This is a genomic window from Pleomorphochaeta sp. (assembly GCF_050031695.1).
Lineage (GTDB): Bacteria > Spirochaetota > Spirochaetia > Sphaerochaetales > Sphaerochaetaceae > Pleomorphochaeta.
Map to the genome: position 1 here is coordinate 1 of NZ_JBNAIC010000047.1, position 21,535 is coordinate 21,535.

20 protein-coding genes and 1 pseudogene are annotated in these 21,535 nt (G+C 28.8%); 3 read left to right on the forward strand and 18 right to left on the reverse strand.

The features are described 5' to 3' along the window. Window positions 1–20: 20 nt before the first annotated feature. The 5 genes from ACPKM0_RS08665 to ACPKM0_RS08685 form a co-directional block, all read right to left on the reverse strand. Entirely contained in the window at window positions 21–1,277 is a 1,257-nt protein-coding gene (locus ACPKM0_RS08665) for a bifunctional methionine sulfoxide reductase B/A protein (protein ID WP_472475177.1), read from the reverse strand. Window positions 1,278–1,360: 83 nt separating this feature from the next. Next, complete coding sequence (locus ACPKM0_RS08670) at window positions 1,361–3,085, reverse strand: cytochrome c biogenesis protein DipZ (protein ID WP_472475179.1); 1,725 nt, start codon at window positions 3,083–3,085, stop codon at window positions 1,361–1,363. Continuing rightward, a complete protein-coding gene (locus ACPKM0_RS08675; protein WP_472475181.1) occupies window positions 3,082–3,546 on the reverse strand; it encodes a thioredoxin domain-containing protein in 465 nt (154 codons plus the stop codon). The genes ACPKM0_RS08670 and ACPKM0_RS08675 overlap by 4 nt, the downstream gene beginning before the upstream one ends. A 69-nt stretch (window positions 3,547–3,615) precedes the next feature. Next, on the reverse strand, window positions 3,616–5,076 hold the full coding sequence (locus ACPKM0_RS08680; protein WP_472475183.1) for a sensor histidine kinase: 1,461 nt from the start codon (window positions 5,074–5,076) through the stop codon (window positions 3,616–3,618). 5 nt (window positions 5,077–5,081) lie between these two features. After that, window positions 5,082–5,801, reverse strand: a complete 720-nt coding sequence (locus ACPKM0_RS08685; RefSeq protein WP_472475185.1) for a winged helix-turn-helix domain-containing protein — start codon at window positions 5,799–5,801, stop codon at window positions 5,082–5,084. Between the two features lie 310 nt (window positions 5,802–6,111). Here ACPKM0_RS08685 and ACPKM0_RS08690 point away from each other — a divergent pair, with 310 nt between their 5' ends. Beyond that, on the forward strand, window positions 6,112–6,894 hold the full coding sequence (locus tag ACPKM0_RS08690; protein ID WP_472475187.1) for a ZIP family metal transporter: 783 nt from the start codon (window positions 6,112–6,114) through the stop codon (window positions 6,892–6,894). A gap of 72 nt (window positions 6,895–6,966) precedes the next feature. Here the strand turns inward: ACPKM0_RS08690 and ACPKM0_RS08695 are convergent, their stop codons facing one another. The 9 genes from ACPKM0_RS08695 to ACPKM0_RS08735 form a co-directional block, all read right to left on the reverse strand. Beyond that, window positions 6,967–7,686: an amino acid ABC transporter ATP-binding protein gene (locus ACPKM0_RS08695; protein WP_472475188.1), complete on the reverse strand. Its 720-nt coding sequence runs from the start codon at window positions 7,684–7,686 to the stop codon at window positions 6,967–6,969. A gap of 11 nt (window positions 7,687–7,697) precedes the next feature. Beyond that, window positions 7,698–8,450, reverse strand: coding sequence for an amino acid ABC transporter permease (locus ACPKM0_RS08700; protein WP_472475190.1), 753 nt, complete (start codon window positions 8,448–8,450; stop codon window positions 7,698–7,700). Then, window positions 8,429–9,313, reverse strand: a complete 885-nt coding sequence (locus tag ACPKM0_RS08705; protein ID WP_472475192.1) for a transporter substrate-binding domain-containing protein — start codon at window positions 9,311–9,313, stop codon at window positions 8,429–8,431. The genes ACPKM0_RS08700 and ACPKM0_RS08705 overlap by 22 nt, the downstream gene beginning before the upstream one ends. A gap of 469 nt (window positions 9,314–9,782) precedes the next feature. Beyond that, window positions 9,783–10,829, reverse strand: coding sequence for an NAD(P)/FAD-dependent oxidoreductase (locus tag ACPKM0_RS08710; protein WP_472475193.1), 1,047 nt, complete (start codon window positions 10,827–10,829; stop codon window positions 9,783–9,785). A 358-nt stretch (window positions 10,830–11,187) separates the two neighbouring features. Next, window positions 11,188–11,589 carry a hypothetical protein gene (locus ACPKM0_RS08715; RefSeq protein ID WP_472475195.1) on the reverse strand — a complete coding sequence of 134 codons (402 nt, stop codon included), beginning with the start codon at window positions 11,587–11,589 and terminating at the stop codon, window positions 11,188–11,190. A gap of 373 nt (window positions 11,590–11,962) precedes the next feature. Beyond that, on the reverse strand, window positions 11,963–12,892 hold the full coding sequence (locus ACPKM0_RS08720; RefSeq protein WP_472475197.1) for a DUF5692 family protein: 930 nt from the start codon (window positions 12,890–12,892) through the stop codon (window positions 11,963–11,965). Window positions 12,893–12,922: 30 nt separating this feature from the next. Continuing rightward, window positions 12,923–14,089 (reverse strand): flavin reductase family protein, encoded by a 1,167-nt coding sequence (locus ACPKM0_RS08725; RefSeq protein WP_472475199.1) that lies wholly within the window; start codon window positions 14,087–14,089, stop codon window positions 12,923–12,925. After that, complete coding sequence (locus ACPKM0_RS08730; RefSeq protein WP_472475201.1) at window positions 14,089–15,624, reverse strand: phytoene desaturase family protein; 1,536 nt, start codon at window positions 15,622–15,624, stop codon at window positions 14,089–14,091. The genes ACPKM0_RS08725 and ACPKM0_RS08730 overlap by 1 nt, the downstream gene beginning before the upstream one ends. A gap of 98 nt (window positions 15,625–15,722) precedes the next feature. Beyond that, window positions 15,723–16,505 (reverse strand): hypothetical protein, encoded by a 783-nt coding sequence (locus ACPKM0_RS08735; RefSeq protein ID WP_472475203.1) that lies wholly within the window; start codon window positions 16,503–16,505, stop codon window positions 15,723–15,725. Window positions 16,506–16,712: 207 nt separating this feature from the next. Here ACPKM0_RS08735 and ACPKM0_RS08740 point away from each other — a divergent pair, with 207 nt between their 5' ends. Both ACPKM0_RS08740 and ACPKM0_RS08745 read left to right on the forward strand, forming a co-directional pair. Further along, on the forward strand, window positions 16,713–17,309 hold the full coding sequence (locus ACPKM0_RS08740; protein ID WP_472475204.1) for a TetR/AcrR family transcriptional regulator: 597 nt from the start codon (window positions 16,713–16,715) through the stop codon (window positions 17,307–17,309). Window positions 17,310–17,707: 398 nt separating this feature from the next. Continuing rightward, window positions 17,708–18,061 carry a transposase gene (locus ACPKM0_RS08745; protein WP_472475206.1) on the forward strand — a complete coding sequence of 118 codons (354 nt, stop codon included), beginning with the start codon at window positions 17,708–17,710 and terminating at the stop codon, window positions 18,059–18,061. 50 nt (window positions 18,062–18,111) lie between these two features. Here the strand turns inward: ACPKM0_RS08745 and ACPKM0_RS08750 are convergent. The 4 genes and pseudogenes from ACPKM0_RS08750 to lpdA all read right to left on the reverse strand — a co-directional run. Further along, a pseudogene (locus ACPKM0_RS08750) lies at window positions 18,112–18,282 on the reverse strand (ATP-binding protein); the annotation flags it as partial. A gap of 109 nt (window positions 18,283–18,391) precedes the next feature. Next, window positions 18,392–18,832 carry a MarR family winged helix-turn-helix transcriptional regulator gene (locus tag ACPKM0_RS08755; protein ID WP_472475208.1) on the reverse strand — a complete coding sequence of 147 codons (441 nt, stop codon included), beginning with the start codon at window positions 18,830–18,832 and terminating at the stop codon, window positions 18,392–18,394. A gap of 45 nt (window positions 18,833–18,877) precedes the next feature. After that, window positions 18,878–19,819, reverse strand: a complete 942-nt coding sequence (locus tag ACPKM0_RS08760) for a lipoate--protein ligase (RefSeq protein ID WP_472475210.1) — start codon at window positions 19,817–19,819, stop codon at window positions 18,878–18,880. Continuing rightward, on the reverse strand, window positions 19,819–21,507 hold the full coding sequence (gene lpdA, locus ACPKM0_RS08765) for a dihydrolipoyl dehydrogenase (RefSeq protein ID WP_472475211.1): 1,689 nt from the start codon (window positions 21,505–21,507) through the stop codon (window positions 19,819–19,821). The genes ACPKM0_RS08760 and lpdA overlap by 1 nt, the downstream gene beginning before the upstream one ends. Between the last annotated feature and the right edge of the window lie 28 nt (window positions 21,508–21,535).

Here is a 21,535-nt window from a genome sequence, read left to right on the forward strand (position 1 = left end):
TATATTAAATTAAGGAGGCCTTACCTTAATTCATTAATATCAATCAAACTATTTACTTTTTTATAAGTACTAGGATTATTTACTTCAAGTAATTCGGGATAAGTATTATTTAAATCTTCTAATTTTGGAATATCCCAATTAATTATATAAGGATGATAAAGATTATTAATTAAAAAATCTTGGTGATATTCTTCAGCTGGATAGAAAGCTTTTAGCTCTGTAACTCTAGTTACAATGTCATCATCATAAAATTCAGCCTCACTAAGTTTATATATATAATCTTTTGCTTCTATCTTTTGAGTTTCATCCGTATAAAATATAGCTGATCTATATTGGCGACCTTTATCAGGGCCTTGATAATTAAGTTGAGTTGCATCATGTGCAACTGTAAAGAAAACTTTTAGCAAAGTATTATAATCAATAAGAGTTGGATCATAAACTATTCTAACTGCTTCCGCATGATTAGTCTTTCCTGATGAAACATCTTTATAATTAGCATTTTCTTCACTACCACCACTATAACCAGATTCTACATAAAGAACTCCATAGAGTTGCTCAAATACAGCTTCAACACCCCAGAAACATCCACCTGCAAATACTGCAGTATTTACATCTCTATTTTCAGATATCTCATTTAAAGGGGGAAGTGTATCTCTAATAATTAATGGTGATTCATCTTCACTGAAAAGATATAATAAATCACTATATCCTTCTTCTACCATATCTTCTTTTGCTACGAATCTAAGTGATGCTGAATTGATACAATATCTTAGTCCTGTGGGATCAGGTCCATCAGAAAACACATGCCCAAGATGGGAATCACCAAAATAACTTCTTACTTCTGTTCTTTTCATACCATATGTTGTATCAACAACTTCAACTATGTTTCCAAGAGATATAGGTCTTGTAAAACTTGGCCAACCTGTTCCAGATTTAAATTTATCACTAGAACTAAATAAAGGTTCATTAGATACAATATCTACATAGATACCTTCTTCTTTATTATCCCAAAATTCATTTTGGAAGGCGGGCTCTGTCCCATCTTCTTGAGTTACTTTAAACTGCATTGTTGTAAGGCTTTGACTTAGCTCATCAAGAGATGGTTTCTCCCATGTACCATTTTCTAATTTTGTTGGATAAAGTGCATCACTTTCTTCAATATATATTTTAGTGTCTTTATTAGTATCTTCTTTATTTCCTCTAGATATTATATACAATGGTGTAATTACTAAGATTACTAACAATATTAGTATTAGTCTTAATTGTCTATCTTTCATTTTATTTTCTCCAATAGTTTTATCCATTTGAAACAGATTATTTTCTATATATCATTGATTAGATAAATTTAATATTTATCTAATCAACCAAAGGTAAATGTAAAGAGTCTTACATGACCTGAAATCTTAAGATTCAGTAACTTTTCATATGAGTTATCAAAACTTGCTAAATGGTATAGCCTACTACTATCAAGTTGAAGCTCCCCATTTATGACATCTAATGTATCTTTAGGTATCTTATTATTTATCTCTACAATTATTCTGCTCTCTTCACTTTTGGGCTCAATAACTATAAAAATATCTTTCCCTTCAAAGAGAAGTTCTACCTCTCCATTTCCATCAATTTCAATAAAATCATTTCTGATTATCCATTCACCACCTAGTGTCCACTCACCTTTTTCTAAATATTTTTCTTTTTCGAATAAAGTTATCGCATCTCTTTGATAACTATCATCTTTTGAAGCAAAGTACTTTGATCTTGCATATCCTAAATATATTTCAGGAGTTCTTTTACTAAAAGAAACATCTACTTTTTTTATATCTTTCTTTACATCTAGATTTGCACCATTTTCTTCTAAAAGAGTTCTTATTACATTTTCTGCTTCATTATATCCACCTTCACCAAAGTGAAAATATCTAATATCACCATTTTTATCTATGAAAAATTGAGCTGGCCAATATCTATTGTTATAGGCATTCCACTGAGAGAAGTCGTTATCTTGAACAACTGGCCAATTTATTTTTAAATCTTTTATTGCCTCTCTAACATTTTCTTCATTTCTTTCAAAAGGGAATTCAGGGGTGTGAACTGCAATAATTTCTAATCCATAATCTTTATATTTTTCATATAATTCACTTAAATGAGGAATAGTCCTAACACAGTTAATACAGCTATAAGTCATAAAATCTATAAGAACAACTTTACCCTCTAAACTTTCCATTGAAATATCTTCTTCTGTATTTATCCAAGGTCCTTTAGCAATTAACTCAGGAGCTTTCCCATAATTAGAAATCTCTGTTGTTTGATTAGAGAGAGACCAATTAAAATCATCAATCTTCTCATCATTATTATCACGACTATTTAAGGCGTCTTGTACTAACTTTCCTTGTTCAAATGTAGTAAGATTAGTTCCATAATTTGGAAATACTTTATAAATTAATGTTTGAAAACTTCTATCTAGGCCAAATCCAATCATAAGCCCAGCTACAATCATGATAACTCCAAAGAATCGTTGAATTTCTTTAGTTTTACTTGTTATTTTAGGGAAGTGATTTATTAATTTTCTTCCTCCAGCCATAATTAATAACATAGGAATTGCAGTACCTAATGAATAGGCTGCAACAATAATTATTGCTCCACCATCCACTTGCTGACTTACAGCTAGACTAATTACAGAAGCCATAATTGGACCTACACAAGGTGTCCAAACTAAACCAAGACTTAATCCTGTAATTGTCCCACCGAAAAATCCATTTCTATTAGATGAGCCATTTCTTCGAGTTGCTTTAGAGAGCAGATTCTCTAGTGCTAATTGTAATTTTGGAATCATCAAAGTAATTCCAAAAGATATAATTATTACAATTGCTACAATTCTCAGTGTATCAACTGATATATTTAGAGCCTGAACTAAAGCAGAAAGAGCTAATGTAAATAGGCTGAAACTTACTATAAAACCAACAACGATACCAATAGGCTTCTTCTTCCCCCCTACTGTTCCAGAGAGAATAATAGGAAGGACAGGAAGAATACAAGGAGAGAGGATCGTTACTATACCGGATAAAAATGCAAAAAAGGCTAGTATCATCATGATCCATCCTCCATTATTACATTATTTAAAAGCTTATTAGTAGATCCACCATTCCATTTAGATAAAGCATCACCTTTTTCATCTATCTGAACAAATGTATGTTGATATGTAACACCATATCTTTTTTGAAGATCTGTTGAGTTGTCATAATCTACTATAATAAGATTTAAACTCTTAAGATCGTTACTTCTCTTAATAAAATCTTCGCGTGCATTTCTACAAGTTGGGCACCAGCTAGCATAAAAGAAAAGTACAGTTGGAGCTTCAGCTGCTATCATTTTGGATTGTTCTAAATTTTGATATTCTATAAAAACTTCTGAATTTTCATTTTGACTTGGTGAATCTTGCACCATCATCATCATTGAATTTTCACTTTCTATATTTGTTTCTTTATTTCCTCCTGCAAAAATAGGAGTACTTATTGTTAATAATATTATAATTAATTTGGTTAACGCTTTCATAATCGTTACCTCCTACACACAAGATAGAAGATAAATATCACAAAAGTGTCACAAAAGATAAAATAAAGATTAACTTATATTAGGTAATGTTATAATAAATAAGGCTCCACCTTCATCAGAATTACTAGCTTTTATATAACCACCGTGTAACTCAACTACTTCTTTTGAAATAGCAAGGCCAAGTCCTGTACTCTTACTTTGTCTATTACGGCTCTTATCAACTCTATAAAATCTTTCAAAAATATAAGGTAAATGCTCTTCTAAAATACCAGGTCCACTATCTAAGACTGATATATGATACATACCATTATCAATTGATAATTCAACTTTTATTACTCCATTTTCTAAGGTATGTTCAATTGCATTTTCAACAATATTAGTAAAAGCACGCTCTATTAACCCTATATCTCCCTCAAAAGATGGATATTTAGAATCTGGATTATAAATAATAGTTATATTTTTAGAAGCAGCTTGCCCTTGCATCTTTAAAATAACATCTTGTAATAGCTCCGCTATAGAAAAAAAGAGCTTTTTAAGTTTAATTTGTCCAGATTCAAATCGTGCTAAATCAAGTAACTCTTCAACCAATCTTTGGAAACCTGCAACATTTTGAAGTGTAATTTCAACATATTCTCTTTTTTCTTTTTCACTTATATTATTTTCTTCTAAAAGAAGAGTCTCGAGATAACCTCTAATTGATGTTAAAGGACTTCTTAAATCATGTGAAATATTTGCAATAAGTTGACTTCTTTGTTGATCAGATTCTTGTAATTTTAAAATACCGTCTTCAATAGAATTTGCCATTTCATTGAAAGTGCTAGCAAACTGAGCTAGCTCATCATTCCCTTTTATTTCTGTTCTATGGTCATATTTCCCTTCTTTAAAAATTTCTACATCTTCATTAAGTTGTCTTAATCGATTTGTAAGAATGAAAAACAAGAATAGTCCTGCAATTAATGTAAAAAGCAGAGCTAATAAAAATGTCGATAATCCTGATCTGATATAATAATTAGATTTTACTAATGCAAGAGTTGAATCAAAACCTTGCCCTCTTAATATTACATATACCCACCCAGGTTTTCCATCTATTTGCATAGGGGCAGCAGAAAAAGGTTTTTTATCATCTATACTTCTAGGATCATCCCCTTTAATTGCTTCATTTCCTTGGCTTGCATGAAACAACTCTAAAGGTATTGGATCTATTTTATTTCGAACAATAGTTTTGTTAGGTCCTGTAAAATAACTAAGTATAAGTCCATCAGAATTAACTAAATAAATTTCAACGTTAGGATTTAATACCATCATATAATGTATAGCTTCTTTTATTTTTTCACCTGTTGGATCATCTTCTAAAATTACTGATAATTCATTTGAAATATTAGCTGCATACTCTCTATTTATTATTTGATCAACTTCATCAAAAAGATGAGTGGATGCATCAAATGCTATAAAAAGAGATACCCCGCCTAATATAAAAACTAAAAAAAGGAAAAGAATTGATAATCTTGCATAAAAAGAACGAAATATCATAAATTTTATACCTCTTCTGAAAATTTGTATCCTAAACCCCAAACAGTTAGAAGATATTTAGGATTAGACGGATCTTTTTCAAGCTTATTTCTAAGTCTATTAATATGAGTATTAACAGTATGTTCATAACCTTCAAAATTATATCCCCAAATTGTATTTAATAAATCAGAACGGCTAAATACCCTTCCTGGGTTTCTTATAAAAAGATCAAGAAGCTCAAATTCTTTGACAGTTAAATTAAGTATTTCATTTCTAAGAGTTACTTGATGTTTTTTATAATCTACAACTAAATCACCAAAATATAAAATTTCATTATTTTTATCTTCAATTTTACTATTAGTTTTTTCAGAACGTCTTAATAGAGCCTTAACTCTTGCTAAAAGCTCTCTCATACTAAAAGGTTTCCTCATATAATCATCAGCACCTAATTCTAAACTCAAAACTAAATCTATTTCATCTGATTTTGCTGTTAACATTAGAATAGGTGTGATAACTTTTTCTTCTCTTAGTTTTTTACAAATACTAATTCCATCAAGACTTGGAAGCATAATATCGAGAATAATTAAATCAAATTTTTCATTTTTTGCACGTTTAAAGGCTAACAGGCCATCTTGAACCTGCTCTGTTTTTAAGCCATTGCTTTCTAAATTTAGTGCAACAACATTAGAAATCTCTATATCATCTTCAATTATAAGTACTCTCTTTGCTTCATTTATTTCTGCCATTAGTACCTCTCTTATTAAAAATATAATGCAATGTATTTCTATAGGTCAACTTTAAAATCCTATATATCTAAATTCCTTTTTAATAATAACTAAAATTGTTTAATTTAATATCAATCAGTGATAATTAGAATTTACAACTTATTATTAATATTTACATAAAGAAAGATTTATTTATTTCCCCTATATAATTTTATATTTTTTTGCTATTCAATATTTTGAATTATATTAACTTCATCTATCTATTATTGACAATAATGAATAAATCTATAAGATAGGAAAGAATAGCAAAAACCCATCAAGGATAATTTAAATGAATAATATAATAATAATTGGATTAACAATTCCTCTACTAGGAACAACTTTAGGCTCTGCAATGGTCTTTTTTATGAGAGGAAAATTAAATCCTAACTTACATAAAATACTATTAGGTTTTGCCTCAGGAGTAATGATTGCAGCTTCTATTTGGTCTCTAATGCTACCTTCTTTAGAAATGGCTGCCTCTCAAAATATTATTGAATGGGTACCTGCAACTGTAGGCTTTTTAACAGGTATTTTCTTTTTATTATTATTAGATAGATTAATTCCACATCTTCACTCAATGAGTAAACATCCAGAAGGATTACATTCACATTTAAAGAGAAGAATTATGTTAGTCTTTGCAGTAACACTACACAATATTCCCGAAGGAATGGCTGCTGGAGTTGTTTTTGCCGGTATATTAGCTAATAATTCATTAATTACTACATCTGGAGCTTTAGCTTTATCAATTGGTCTTGCACTGCAAAATTTTCCAGAAGGCGCTGTTATATCCATGCCTTTAAAAGCAGATGGAGCTTCTAAATCAAAAGCTTTTCTCCTTGGAACTATGTCAGGTGTAGTTGAACCTATTGCAGCAATAATTACAATTTTACTAACACAAGCTATAACAGAATCTTTACCTTACTTTTTATCCTTTGCAGCTGGTGCTATGATTTATGTAGTAGTTGAAGAATTACTCCCTGAATCTAAAAAAGGAGAACATTCAGACCTTGCAACAATATCCCTAGCATTTGGTTTTATTATAATGATGATTTTAGATGTTGCTCTTGGATAAATTTTACAAAAATTATTAAAAAATGGGAGACTCTATTGAGCCTCCTTTTTAATTAATTGTCAAAAGTTATATTTACCACATAAGAATTTTATTTAAAAAATTCTTTACTATAGGATTTTTAGGATTCTCAAAAACATCCTTACTTTTTCCAAATTCTAATAAACAAGCTCCTGAATTTGAATCAGGGGGACCTAGAAATCCTGTCTTTTCACAAGCCCTTTTAGCAAATCCCATTTCATGAGTTACTATAATGAAATTCAATCCTTCTTCTTTTAACTCCTCGATCATATCAAGAACTTCAACAGTATATTCTGGATCTAAAGCAGAAGTTGGTTCATCTAAAAATAATAAATCAGGACGTGGAGCTACAGCTCTAGCAATTGCTATACGTTGTTGTTGTCCACCGGATAACTGAGATGGATACTTTGAAGAATCTTCAAATAAATTAAATCTATCTAATAATTCCTTAGCTCTTTGATTAGCTTCATTAGAACTATATCCATAAACTTTTTCAAGAGGAATTGTAATATTTTGAAGTCCCGTCCAATGTTTAAATAATCCGTTTTGTTGAAAAACAAACCCGGTATTTTTACATTCCATATAGAAATCGCCTGTAGTTGGTTTAATCAATCCACCAAGAATTCTTAAAAGTGTTGATTTTCCTCCACCAGAAGGACCTATTAATGAAAGAGTTGAAATATCATCATCAAAATTAACATTAGATAATACTTGTTTCATATTACCAGAATTATCTAAAAAGCTATGTGACATATTATTAATTTTTATTCTCATATTTAACTCCCCTATACTTCATAATTATAATGTTTTTCTAGCACTTTACCAATCAAAGCTAAAGGGAGTGTCAAACAAAGATATAATACACCTAAGAATAAATAACTTTCAAATAGTCTAAAATTCAATGCAGATAATTCTCTAATAGATTGAGTTAATTCTATGACTGCTATAATAGATAATAGAGATGAATCTTTTATTATTGAAGAAAATTGACCTACCAAGGGAGGTAAAGTTCTAGCAACCAATTGAGGTATAATTACCAATCGAATTGTCTGTCTTCTATTAAATCCTACAGCTTTAGCAGCCTCTAATTGAGTCGTCTCAAGCCCTTGAATTCCACCCCTGATAATTTCTGCAATATATGCACCTTCAAATATTGATAAAATCAAAACTCCAGAAACAAACCTATTTTCAACACCCCAAGCTGTGCCAATGATGTAATAAAATAAATAGATTTGCATAATTAATGGAGTACCTCTAATAAAATTAATATATATAGAAGAGATATACTTCAAAAACAATATTTTTCCATTTTGAAATAAAGCTGCAACAACTCCTATAAATAATGAAAGTACAAATCCAAAAAGACTTAATAATACTGTCATAGTAAAGCCTTGTAAAATCCTACTTCTATATTCAACAACAAAAGAAAAATCAAAAGCAATACCAAGTCTTAATACAGAAATCCATATTAAGACTATTACTATAAGAGCGGCAAAAAAAGCATTAATTACTTTATTTAAGTTAGATCGAAAAACCATTTAAAACCTAACTCCTCAAATGCTTTTTTCTCCTCTTTTAGGTATTTTTCAGATAATTCATCAAATCCCCCATTTTTAGTAAATTCTGGAATAAAATCATTTATCTGATTGAGTAATTCTTCATTACCTTTTTTAACAGCAACACCCCATTTCTCAGTATCTTGGAACGGTACAAATATTGCACGAGTTGTATCTATATGTTTTTGCCAATTACGATATATTGTAAGTTGGTCGTAGAAAAAAGCATCAGCTTTACCTTGGGATACTTCAGTAACACAAGCACTTTCGTCAGCTAAAGTAATAATTTGAGCATTAGTCATATTTGCTTTTGCATATATAAAACCAGTTGATCCAGCTTTTACCGCAATCTTCATTCCCTTAGAATTTAAATCTTCTGCTTTCTCTATTTTAGAATCTTTATTAACTAAAATACCTAATAAAGAATTAGCATAAGGAAGTGAGAAATCAACAACTTCACCCCTAGCTTCTGTAATTGTCATACTACTTATTATCATATCCGCTTTTCCTGTTTGAAGAGATGGAATCAAACCTTCCCAAGCTGTATTTACAATTTTTACCTCACGTCCTAAACTCTCTCCAAAAGCCTTTGCAAAATCTACACTTATACCAGATGGATTACCATTAACATCTTTTGTTTCAAAAGGGGGATATGCTAATTCCATTACAACTATAAGAGGTTCTTTTTCTTCAACAACATTAGAAGTCTCTACTTTTTTATAAGTCTTTGTATCAGTCATTTCTTTTTCATCATTCTTTGAACAACTTACAAATAAAGAAACACAAAGTAGTAACAATCCAACTATTACAACTTTAAAATAACTGTAATTTATTTTACTTTTCATACATTTCACCAACCTTTTAAATAGTATATTTAGTTAAGCTAAATACTATTTAAACTTTTCAAAAGATATATTTTTTACTCATGTAAAAATATAAAATTTAACTCTCAATATTAATACTTAAATCGTATTAATTCCCCATATTACACAATTTCACAGTTACAAGATTTTTTATGTAATTTTAATCCGTGCTTGAATATATAATACTATAAAATGAAATATTTAGATACCTATACTAAAGTTTTAATATACAAAAAAAAATTTCTTACCTAACAAAAAAAGGATAAATTCTTTATAGTAATAGATATAATTAAAAAAGATATTTAAAATAAAAACAGTTGTAAAATAAAAAAAATAAAAATTCGGCTTCAATTAATTATTGAAACCGAGTTTAAATCTTTAAAAAGTTACATTATTTACTTGATATATATATTCATATTTCAAGCAACTTAAATGATAAGAAAAAAAGTAATTAATGTTTTAAAGTTCTAGAAACAAATAAATCTTTTTGTTTTATTGAGATTAAAAAATGAGGATGACCAAAAGGAAGTTGAACAGCTCCTAACTTTTTACCAATAGGAATAAAACTCATAGGTTTAGAGGGTTTATATTTTTTTAAAGGCTTTTCAGGGTCATTAATTAGCTTTACGATATTTTTAGCAGTCAAACCTGCTTGCATTGTAGCTAGTGCTCCAAGTTTTAACTCAGGAACATCATTAATATCACCAATTGCAAAAATGTTATTATATCCTTTAACCCTTAAATCAGGTTCAACTTCTATAGCTTTTCTTTCATTTAGAGGAATATTAGAGGTCTTTACCCAATTAGAATTAATATTAACACCCACTGCTTGATAAATTATATCTGCTTGATATTTCTTACCAGTTTTATCTTTATAAAAACCTTCTTTATCTTTTATCAATCTAGTATTATTAATGATTTTAACACCCATATCATTTAAGATTTCTGTTGAACGTTTAGTCATTTTTTCATTTAATCCATTTAAAATTCTAGGATTATTATCTACTATTGTTATTTCTTTATTTTTATATTTATAAGCAATTTCGCCTGCTAACTCTACTCCAACAGATCCACCACCTATAATAAGGACAGAAGAGGCATTTTCTAATTCTAGAGCAGACTCCTCTACTTCTTTTTGTCTCTTTTCAATATTTTTAACACTACTTTTCAAATAAGGCCAATTTCTAAAACTTGTACCAGTTGCAATTACTAGATAATCAAAACTTACTTCTTCTTTATTTGCTAAAATGAGTTTATTATCATCTATTTTTTTTGCCTTTGTCATTATATGCTGAACATTCTTAATAAGGACTGAATACTTTTCTCTAATTTTAGGAGAAAAAGTTTGTGGTTCTACTAATGCTCTTAATTGTGCATATGGAACTTCTATATAATCTTTCGGTTCGATAAGAATTAATTTTATTTCTTTATTATTAGAAAGATCTTTAATTAGTTTTAGTCCAGAAATTCCACCACCTACAACTACAACTGTTTTCATATCAAACTCCTTTATGATAATTATTTTATTAGTTACATCATATTGATAAATTCATTATACCATAAAGTTTTAAGTTAAGTTTATTTTATTTTTACCTCTATATTTTTTTAGATTCAATATCTAAATATACTATAAAAATTATACCTCCCATAGATTAAAACTACAGGAGGTATAAATTGTCAACTTAAATAAAATTATATATTTTAGTTAAACTGGCATTGCATCATTTTTAACTTCTATATAACAAAATAAATCTGTATAAAATACTACTAATGCAAATAGTAATAAAATTTTACAATTAACTATTTTAATCGAAAATAAATATATGAATATTCTTCTCAAAATTATAATTAATAAATTATTCTTTTGTTAATTCTATAGGTCCAACTGTTACACCGGAAGAAGAAACTGAATAATTTAACTTTGTATCAGATACTTTTTCAAAAGATAAAGTAGATGTATCTGATGAATCACTCATAGTTATTGAATATTTGGAATCAGTACTTGTTTCTTTTGAAATTGACAAAGAATCTGATTCTAATGCTTCTTTATAATCAATTTTTATACCAACTGATTCTTGTATTATATCATCATTAGAAAATTCAAAATCTAAAGTATCAGTACTTTCCGACCAAGTACCAATAATCCAACTTGGAGGATTAATTTGACTTGAGCTTATACCCAACGAACATCCTGTTACAGAAATCACAAAAATTATCATTAAAATAAATAGTAAAAATGATTTGTTATTTTTTTTCATTTAGTTTCTCCTAAAAAATATTTCTTTTAGTTTAATAATATTTTTATAAGTTGTCAAACAAAAACTATTTTTTTATTATATAATTCGTTATATAGAAAATAATTATACCTAGTTTATTATATCGTAATTGTAATAAAAATTCAAAATAACTTCATTATATAAAATTTCAGATTTTATATTTATCAAATTAGGATTCAGTCTCTCAAGAAATAATAATTTGAACTACATACCTCAAGTTTTCTCTTCAACGTTAACAAACTCCGCTATTGTTATAAACTAGAGGGAAAAATGGATTCAGATAAAATTAAACCTCCCATAGATTAAAACTACAGGAGGTATAAATTGTCAACTTAAATAAAATTATATATTTTAGTTAAACTGGCATTGCATCATTTTTAACTTCTTTATAACAAGATAAATCAGTATAAAGTTCAGATGAATAAGGATTTCTCTTTGTTTTTACTACCTTATAAATCATAAATACAAATACAGCAACATTAGCAACTAAAGCAAGAGTGCTAGCAATCATTAATGCTGAAGTATTTTGTGTGGAATGAACAGCAAATCTAGATTCATCAATAAAGGAAGGATAGGTCATTGCAAACATACACCAAAAAGCAAGAGTTTGTGCTCTGTGTTGTAACCATGCTCCTTTTTTGAAGGTAAATGCTGCTAAAGTTGGAGCAAGTAGTAAAGCTACTCCACAATACCAAGCATGATCACCTAAACAGTTATAAGTATATGCAAAATTCCAAATATCATAAGCTACAATCCAGAACCAACACATATCAGGCCAAAGCATGTCTTTGCTTTTTGAAGAACTAATTACTATTCCAAACCAGCCAGTAATAGTGATTATATTTAAAATACCAGCAATACCATTTAGATAATTCCAAGGACCACTAGTCATCATCATACCATCAAAAATTTGTGCAGTTAAACCAAGGCCACCAATTTCAAAGTCTCTAGCAACAGCTTCTAATATATTTACAGCTAGAATTAGAGGTGGAAATACTAGTACCCATTTCTTTTCAGTTGCACCTTTAATGTGTCTAATAAGAAAGAAGCCAATACAACCTGCAAGAGAAGAGTATACTTTTGCATAGTGGAACCAATCATCTACACTAGTCCCCTTTGTAGTTTTTGGCCAAACAAATAGTGTTAAAAGCAAAGGAACAACAATTAATAGTATTATTCCTCCAGTTTTTGTTCTACGACAAATTTCATTAAGTAATAACAAAACTCCAAACACTAAAAATAACATCAACCAGTTTGATAGAGGTTGTGATTCAAAAAATAACATTTTTTTACCTTCTATTTATATTTTAAATTTTTATAAATTAATACTTACATCTGTAATTGGATAAGCTTTACAAGAATGGATATATCCAAACTTTTCATCTGCATATCTTAGTAACATTCCTTTTGCAAGAAAAACTTTACCTTCTGTAAGTTGAACACGACAAAGGCTACATTCACCACTTCTACAACATACATTCATTTTAACGCCTGCTCTTTCTAATGAAGTTAAAATGCTCTCACCACTTAGAGCAGGTATCTTTTTATCACCATCAACAGTGATTGTGAAAGTTTCTTTTCCACTAAGCTCTGAAGGCCAACCAGGTTCATTTTGAATATCTTGTCTACTGCCAAACATTTCACGGCGAATCATAGCTTTTCTTACATCTAGAGATAACAGAGCTTTAACAACAAAGTCGTTCATAATTTGTGGGCCACAAATATAGAATGTACTTCCCTTAATATCGTTTACTAATGATGTAATACAAGCTTCATCTATAAATCCTGTTTTTCCTTTAAAGCCTTCTTCAGGTTCAGATAAAACTAAACTAAAAGTGAAGTTTTTATAGTTTTTAGCAAGTGCTTCAAGTTCATCTTTAAATAAAACAGATTCGCTATTACGACATCCATAGATTAAATGGACTTCTCTATCAAGACGACTATCAAAAATTTCACGAGACATACTCATAAAAGGAGTAATACCACTTCCACCTGCAATCATTACACTCTTTTTACTGTGAAAAATTGGGTTATGATGGAAAGAACCAGCTGGTCCATTAGCTACAAATTCATCGCCTACTTTAACATTGTCTAATAAAAAGTCTGAAACAAATCCAGTCTTGGTTCTAGCAATAGTAATTTCATAATAAGCTCTTTGAAGAGGAGATGATGAGATTGAATAAGGACGAGATGTTCTAACTCCTTCAATTTCAGTAAATATATTTAAATACTGACCAGCTTCAAATATAGGTAAAACACCATCTTTAGAAGTTAAACGAATAGTTCTAGCAAGTTTTCCATGTTCAATAATTTTATTTACAACAAGAGAAAGACTATTTTTATGGTATTTACCAACAATAGCTTCTACTTTTCCAATTTCTAGTTGGTAATTAGTACCACTTTTTCTCTTATCATCTATTTCTTGTAATATATCTTTACCATGAGGCATAGATGAAATAATCATATTCTTTAAATCAGCCATTATTTTATCTCCCTTTTAAGAATTTTGTCAGCAACTTGTGCACCATACATGTAGTTAGGACCAAATCCACAAATATTAACCCAGCCATTAGCAAATGTAAGATTTTCTACCTGATCTTCTCTTGGGAAGAAGAATACAGTTGATTTTAAATCTTGTTCAAATCCATAAATTGAACCTTCAGGATGGTGTAAGTAGTGCATATATGTAAGAGGTGTTGCAACTTCTAATTCTTCAATGTGACTACGTAATCCAGGATACATTTTCTCTAATCTGTCAATAATCATATTTCCAGCTTCATACTTAGTTTTATGATATTCTTCAGGCGATAATTCCATCCAAGGTTTACCAAATTTTAATGTACCTGCGGATATAACACTTGTTCCCTCTGGTGATACTTTTGGATCATCAACTGTATAACAAGTATTAATGATAGGATCAGTTTCTGGCATTATTGTATAAGCTTTTTGGAATACTTCATTACAATCAAGATTATCATAAGTAAGATTAAATGAATCTGTATACCCAATTTCTTCTGGTGTACAATCAAGACCCATATAACAAATAAGTGCAGAAATACCAACAGTATATGCTGATAAGTATTTTCTAGCATCTTTAGGAACTTCTTCCTTTTTAATTAACTTGAAATAAGTATCGATTGGTGAAATACCTGAAATAATATCATCACAAGAATATTCTCTACCCTTTTCATCAATTACACCGCAAGCTTTTTTATTTTTGATTACAATTTCGCTTGCACCGCAGTTATATAAAACTGTTCCACCGTTTTCACGCACAGTATCTGCTAATGCCTGTGATATTACTTGAGAACCACCTCTAACATAATAAGGATGATCATCAATATAAATTGCTGTACATCTTGCAAGAATTGAGAAAGGGAATCTTTCTGGAGGCATTCCCATGAAACACCAATAAGCACTTAAACATAATTGAAGTTCTTTATCTTCAAAGAATTCATCTAGAACTTCTTGTGTGCTACTCATTGCATACTTTGCTAATACAGGGAATTTTTTAGCAAAAACACTTTTTACAATAAATTTCTTTATTTCGCTTGGATTGCTTGTAGAATTAGCTTGCATCTGTGTAAAAGCATTAGTTTGATTATGGAAATCATAAACTGTTTTAAAATATCTTAAGATATTATCTTTTTCTTTTGGATATTGTTTACATAATTCTTCTTCTGCTTCTTTTCTATTTGCTGGAATAGATTGGTTTCTACCACTTGGAAGGTTTACTTGATATAGTGATTTAATTGGAATCCATTCTATTTTATCTTCTATTCCATATTCTTTAAAAAGCTTTCTTAATTCTCCTGGTTTTTCAGGGGATCCCATACTAGAAAGTTGATGAAGTGCAACTTCAAATTCAAATTGCCCTCTTCTAAAACTAGTTCCACATCCACCAGGAATATTATGTCTTTCTAGAACTAAAACTTTCTTTCCACTTGTAGCTAATCTAGTTGCAGCAGAAAGTCCGCCGTTTCCGGCACCTATAATAATTGCATCATAATGATTCATATATATTTCTCCTCTTATTTCTGTTTTAATAATCAGTAATAAATAACGAATTGATTCTCATCTAATATCTTTAGATGATTCTTTTTAACGGGTCTTTTTTAAAGAACAAAGGCAGGTATTGCTACTAACAATACATTTATTATCATAAGAGATAATTGAATTGGGAAAGCGTGAACTTTTTCAACAAAGTTTGTCATTCTTTCACTTTCAAGTGATTTATCAATTTTCTTTTTAAAAGCAATTTCAGTTACTCCTGCGGCTGTAAGACTATTTCCCCTTAAAATAAACCAAAGACCTGGATTACCTGTAAGTAATGCACCTACAATTGGGGATGCTAATACTGCTAAATGCAGTTTTGCAATAGATGGTGGGAAATCATAGCTTACAAAATCCCAGTTCCAAAGAGTATAGGCTATTATCCAACAAATTGTTCCAGCTGTTCCATTGTAGAATAAAGAATAGTAAATCCCATTCCAGGAAGCTAAATTTTGTTTTGTAAAGAATGTAAATAAAGAAATAGTTAATACAAAACCAGTTATAGAATTTAAATAATGTTTTTTGCTTAAATCTGTAATTGTAGCTTCTAAAATATTAATCATCCATAAAACTAATACGATTTTGACACATGTTGTTCCTGAAAATAATCCGAAGATAGTAACAACAACAAGTAATCTCATACATATAAGTGTTGAAAGCTTTAGTCTTTCAAAAAAGACCATTTCCATGAAAATTAGTAATAATGCAGGGATAATAATGTTTAGTGGTATGTTTGCCCAAAGTGGCTGAAACATAGTAAGCAGTGCTGATAAAGTAAATAGTGCTAAAAACAGCAGTAATTTGATAGAAGATGGTAATTTAGCATCTTTTTTGATAGTACTCATATAAACCTCAAAGTAATAAGAAAAATTAATTAGAACTTAATTCTAGAACAAAGTTCTAGAACGACGTTCTAGATTATTATGCGACTAGTTATTTGAAAAGTCAATAAAAATTTATTGATTTAAATTAAATAAAAAAAATTTTATCTATAAAATGGATTTTTTTCATTTGTCTTTACGATTAATTAATAATTTGCTATCATTTGACATATGAGTATATTGAGTAACCGTGAACAAAAAGCCGTAAATAAGAAATGGCATATATCAGAAACAGCAATGGCTTTGTTTAAAGAGCGGGGTTATAACTCAGTTAAAGTTAAAGAAATATGTAAAGCGGCCGATATATCACTTGGAACTTTCTACCATTACTTTTCTTCAAAAGATAGTATTATTGACGAAACTTATCAAATAATTGATGAAAGAATATTTGAATGCTTGGATGAAAGAGAGTTCAATACTCCAATTGATAAAATACTTGGTATACTTGAACAATCTGCATGCATTATGCAAGAAGAGCTTGGCTATGTTTTAATGCTTGGATCTTACTATCAAATAATATCATCTAAACCTGATTACTCTTACAGTCATGATAGAAATCTATATATAACATTAGTTGAAACTCTTAAAGAAGGGATATCAACTGGTTACTTTAAAAAAGATACAGACCCTGAAGAAATAGCTGAATTATGTCTTCGAATTGGTAGAGGAGCTATTATAGATTGGTGTCTTAAAGGCGGAAGTTACAAACTTTGTGATTTGATTGTGTCCGATTTAAAAAGAATGCTTCATTCAATTATTATAAATTAGTTAAAAATAAATCTATTGTAATAACTAATCAAAAAGAGTTTAACAAATTAGTATTAAAATTAACTATTACTTTGTTTTTTCAATCAAAAAACCATTGTTAAGATTTAGATGAGCCTATATTAAATATTCTCTAAATAACCTACCACCAGTATTCATCTAAACTACCACTTAAAATATTAATAAATATTTATCGTATATAAAAAACAGCTATTTTTATCAATTCCTTACATTATAAAATTTAAATAGTGCATATTTCAACTTGTACTTGAAATTTTCACCAAATTAAAGTGCTATTAATTATAATAATACAAAGAAAACTATCTTCTAAACTAATTTCTTCAAGCAAACTATTTTCAGTAGTCATATTAACAGGATCACGACAATCAGGGAAGTCAACTATGACTTGGAATAATCAATTCTCAAAAGGAATAAAATGGTTCCAATCAGCAATATTTGAAACCAAAAGCACAACTAATTTTAAGAAATGGGTAAATAAAGTGAAAGCTTTAAATATACCTGAACTAAATAGTTTTGAAAGGGGTATAGAAAGAGATATAACAGCAGTAACAAATGCAATTAATGTAAAATATAATAATGGATTACAAGATGGAACAGTTAATAAAATAAAATTTATTAAGAGAATAATGTATGGTAGATGCAAATTTGACACTCTTAGAAATAAGATATTAATTGCTGAAAATTACAACTATTCCCCAATTAATGGAAAGAGCCTTAATAATGCTAGAAAGTGATGAGATAAGAATGTTGCTTTCTTAATCTTCTTCTTTCTTCAAATAATTCTTCATTCTGTATGAAGTTCCATTAATGCTATTACTTTTGAGTTGTGCAATAATCTGCTTAAAATTGCATCAGCGATAACAAAATCACCAAAGATTTCATCCCTTTGTCCAAAGTGAATAATGGTTGTAATTATTGTACTTCTCTTTTCATACCGTCTATCTACTAATTGAAAAAATAATTTTAAATCTAATTCATCTTATGAAATAAATTTTCTATCATATGCAAATGAGGAAGGGTTGGTTAAAACCCCTCCTCCTATTTTTTCTATATCTTATTATCTGTTACAAATCAATCTTCAATGATAATGAATTTTCTATCATTTTATTTAAAACTTTTGAAAATATTTCAAGGTCTTTTTCATCGATACCTAGAATAGTATTCTTTTTAAATTCTTCAACTATTGGCAATAAGTTTAAAAACAAAGATTCTCCTTTTTTAGTTAAGCTTAAGTATTTAATTCGTTTATCTTCTTCACTACCAATTCTTAATAAAAAATCATTGTTTTCCATTTTTTGAAGCATTCTTGCAATGGTTGGCTCTCTAACTGACATTTTATCAGCTAAACCTTTTTGAGTAATATTTTCGCTATTATAAATATAATACATAGCTATCCACTCAGTCCTTGGTATACCATGGGTGAGAAGCTCCTCATCCAAAACTTTTGCAAAAACTTTTCCACTTCTGCTTGTAATTAATGCAAAACAGTCATCTAGATTAAACATATATTTACCAATCCTAATATAAAATTTAAAATTACATTAATAATTCTAATAATCTTTTTTATTATATTTGTCTTGCATAAATTTTTCTATATAGTTAAATATAATATCTTCTTTAAATTCTGTATTTATTAATTTTTTTTCACATTTATCATAATTATAGATTAAAATACTATCGCTAAGTATTTTTATATTCACTATTTTCCCATTTTCAACATCAACAGAAACACTAACATTTCCATCAAAAACTTTTTTTTCAATAGTAATACTGTATTGAGGTGATTCATCATATATCCATTGATCATTTTTAATTGTATTATACATTGGGGCTTTAAAGGATTCTTTGTCGATTATTATTGGCTTTTCTACATCACCAAATTCATTAAGAAAAGAGTCAAACAGAGCATTAACCATTTTTTCTTTATCAACTTCTTTATTAACTTGTTTTAAATTTATTACTCTACTTCTTACAGAATCAATCCCTTTAGATTTCAATTTCAAGAAGGATGGTGTTAACGCCTTGGTTAGCATATCTAAATTAACATCAAGCATTATTGTCCCATGATAAAGATAGTTATCATCATTTGTAAAATAAGCATGTCCTGAAAACTTCTTACCATTACTAAGCAAATCATTTCTACCACTAAAAGAACAATCTATATTAAATGAAGATACTGCATTCTTAATTACTGTTAGATATTTTTCAATATTAGAATTTTTTTCTTTTGTAATAAAAGTAAAGTTTAAGTTACCTAAATCTTGAAATACTGCACCTCCTCCTGAAAAACGTCTAACAGGTAATATATTATTTGTTTTTAAATAGTTAATGTCAGCTTCAGCAAAAATATTTTGATTTCTGCCAAAGATAACTGTTGGATTATTTTGCCACAAAAAAAGAAAAGTATCATTTGTTGCTTCAGTTAATAATTGATATTCCGTTGCTACATTATAATATGGATCAATTTCTTTTGATAAATATACCCTATTCATTATTCGTGTAATGCTCCTATGCTTAAACCTAAAGCAGCTTCATGAATTACTTCTGAAGTTGTTGGATGTGCAAATATTGTTTCCTTTATTTCATGATCATTTAAACCCTTAGAAATTGCTAAAGTAATTGTACTTATTAATGAAGAAGCTTCTGCTCCAATAATTGTTCCTCCAATTATCTTATTACTATCATTATCTTTTATTAGTTTAATATAGCCTTCAGTCTCATTCATTGTTAAAGCTTTACCATTACTCATAAAATTAAATTTACTTACTTTATAATTTATATCTTTTTCTTTACATTCATCTTCGTTTAAACCAACACTAGCAATTTCTGGTTTCGTAAAGATTACATTAGGGACCGCTTTATAATCCATTTTCTTTGATTCATTTATAATATTTGAAACTGCAACTATTCCTTGATGTGAAGCTACATGTGCAAGTTGTATAATATTTGTAACATCCCCTATTGCATATATATTCTCAACATTTGTTCTCATATTTAAATCTACAGCTATGCCTCTTTTATTTTCATTAAGTTTTACTTTTGAATTTTCAATCATTAATGACTCTAAATTTGGCTCTCTTCCAATAGCTGATAAAACTTTATCACTAACTAATAAATGTTCCCCATCTTGGCTTTCAAATGTAATTATTGCTTGATTAGTATTCGATTTTTGAATTTTTTTAACTTTAGAACTAGTATAAATATTTATACCTTCATCAATAGCAATTCTTTTAATTTCATTTGAAATTTCTTTATCTACCATTGTTAAAAGTCTATCCATAAATTCAACAACATTTACTTCTACACCAAGATTTTTATAAATAAATGCAAACTCCATTCCGATAACACCACCACCAATAATTGTAATTGATTTTGGAAGATCTGTTGAAGTAAGAGCTGATGTGCTATCCATAACAAATGGTAAATCAAGTCCTGGAATATTGATTTTTGAAATTTTCGAACCTGTTGCTATTATTATATTCTTTGCATTAATTAAATATTCATCTTTTCCTTTTATTGATACTTGATTTTCAGAAACAAATGAAGCGACACCTTTAAGAACCTGGATATTATTTTTTTGCATTAAAAAATCTACTCCAGAAACAAGCTTATTAACAACTTTTTGTTTTTGAGAAATAACTTGTTTCATATTAACTATCACATCATTACAGTTTTCAATTCCAAATAATTTGGAGTTTTTCAGTGTATGACAGACTTCAGATGATTTTACAAGTGCTTTAGTTGGAATACAGCCAACATTTAAACATGTCCCCCCTAAGTTTTCTTTTTCAACTATTGTGACTTTCATTCCATTCTTTGCTGCATAAATTGCTGCAACATATCCTCCAGGACCAGAACCTATGATTAGTAATTCACTCTCTATTTTTTTTATAGTTTTTTCTTTTACTTGTGATTCAATTTGATTGTCATTATTTATTTTTGAGTTATCTTCAATTGCTTCATATTCAAACATTAATTGTTTAGATGAAATTTCATCACCTTCATCAATTAATATTTTAGAAATAAGGCCTGACTCTGTTGCTTTAATAGATTTGTTTCCTTTTCCAGTCTCAACTTGAGCTAGGATATCGCCTTTGCTTATTTTATCACCTTTTTTAATACTAATCTTTCCAACTTTCCCTGTTTTTCCACCAGGAATAACACTCATATTAATATTCATTAATTGTCTCCAATTGTGCAAATGGGAT

Excerpts from the sequence above, each read along its gene's own strand:
- ACPKM0_RS08730 (WP_472475201.1), bottom strand. The coding sequence starts at position 15,624 with ATGAATCATTATGATGCAATTATTATAGGTGCCGGAAACGGCGGACTT.
- ACPKM0_RS08745 (WP_472475206.1), top strand. The coding sequence starts at position 17,708 with ATGACTTGGAATAATCAATTCTCAAAAGGAATAAAATGGTTCCAATCA.
- ACPKM0_RS08670 (WP_472475179.1), bottom strand. The coding sequence starts at position 3,085 with ATGATGATACTAGCCTTTTTTGCATTTTTATCCGGTATAGTAACGATC.
- lpdA (WP_472475211.1), bottom strand. The coding sequence starts at position 21,507 with ATGAATATTAATATGAGTGTTATTCCTGGTGGAAAAACAGGGAAAGTT.
- ACPKM0_RS08680 (WP_472475183.1), bottom strand. The coding sequence starts at position 5,076 with ATGATATTTCGTTCTTTTTATGCAAGATTATCAATTCTTTTCCTTTTT.
- ACPKM0_RS08710 (WP_472475193.1), bottom strand. The coding sequence starts at position 10,829 with ATGAAAACAGTTGTAGTTGTAGGTGGTGGAATTTCTGGACTAAAACTA.
- ACPKM0_RS08700 (WP_472475190.1), bottom strand. The coding sequence starts at position 8,450 with ATGGTTTTTCGATCTAACTTAAATAAAGTAATTAATGCTTTTTTTGCC.
- ACPKM0_RS08675 (WP_472475181.1), bottom strand. The coding sequence starts at position 3,546 with ATGAAAGCGTTAACCAAATTAATTATAATATTATTAACAATAAGTACT.
- ACPKM0_RS08695 (WP_472475188.1), bottom strand. The coding sequence starts at position 7,686 with ATGAGAATAAAAATTAATAATATGTCACATAGCTTTTTAGATAATTCT.
- ACPKM0_RS08735 (WP_472475203.1), bottom strand. The coding sequence starts at position 16,505 with ATGAGTACTATCAAAAAAGATGCTAAATTACCATCTTCTATCAAATTA.
- ACPKM0_RS08705 (WP_472475192.1), bottom strand. The coding sequence starts at position 9,313 with ATGAAAAGTAAAATAAATTACAGTTATTTTAAAGTTGTAATAGTTGGA.
- ACPKM0_RS08685 (WP_472475185.1), bottom strand. The coding sequence starts at position 5,801 with ATGGCAGAAATAAATGAAGCAAAGAGAGTACTTATAATTGAAGATGAT.
- ACPKM0_RS08725 (WP_472475199.1), bottom strand. The coding sequence starts at position 14,089 with ATGGCTGATTTAAAGAATATGATTATTTCATCTATGCCTCATGGTAAA.
- ACPKM0_RS08740 (WP_472475204.1), top strand. The coding sequence starts at position 16,713 with ATGAGTATATTGAGTAACCGTGAACAAAAAGCCGTAAATAAGAAATGG.
- ACPKM0_RS08665 (WP_472475177.1), bottom strand. The coding sequence starts at position 1,277 with ATGAAAGATAGACAATTAAGACTAATACTAATATTGTTAGTAATCTTA.
- ACPKM0_RS08715 (WP_472475195.1), bottom strand. The coding sequence starts at position 11,589 with ATGAAAAAAAATAACAAATCATTTTTACTATTTATTTTAATGATAATT.
- ACPKM0_RS08720 (WP_472475197.1), bottom strand. The coding sequence starts at position 12,892 with ATGTTATTTTTTGAATCACAACCTCTATCAAACTGGTTGATGTTATTT.
- ACPKM0_RS08690 (WP_472475187.1), top strand. The coding sequence starts at position 6,112 with ATGAATAATATAATAATAATTGGATTAACAATTCCTCTACTAGGAACA.
- ACPKM0_RS08755 (WP_472475208.1), bottom strand. The coding sequence starts at position 18,832 with ATGTTTAATCTAGATGACTGTTTTGCATTAATTACAAGCAGAAGTGGA.
- ACPKM0_RS08760 (WP_472475210.1), bottom strand. The coding sequence starts at position 19,819 with ATGAATAGGGTATATTTATCAAAAGAAATTGATCCATATTATAATGTA.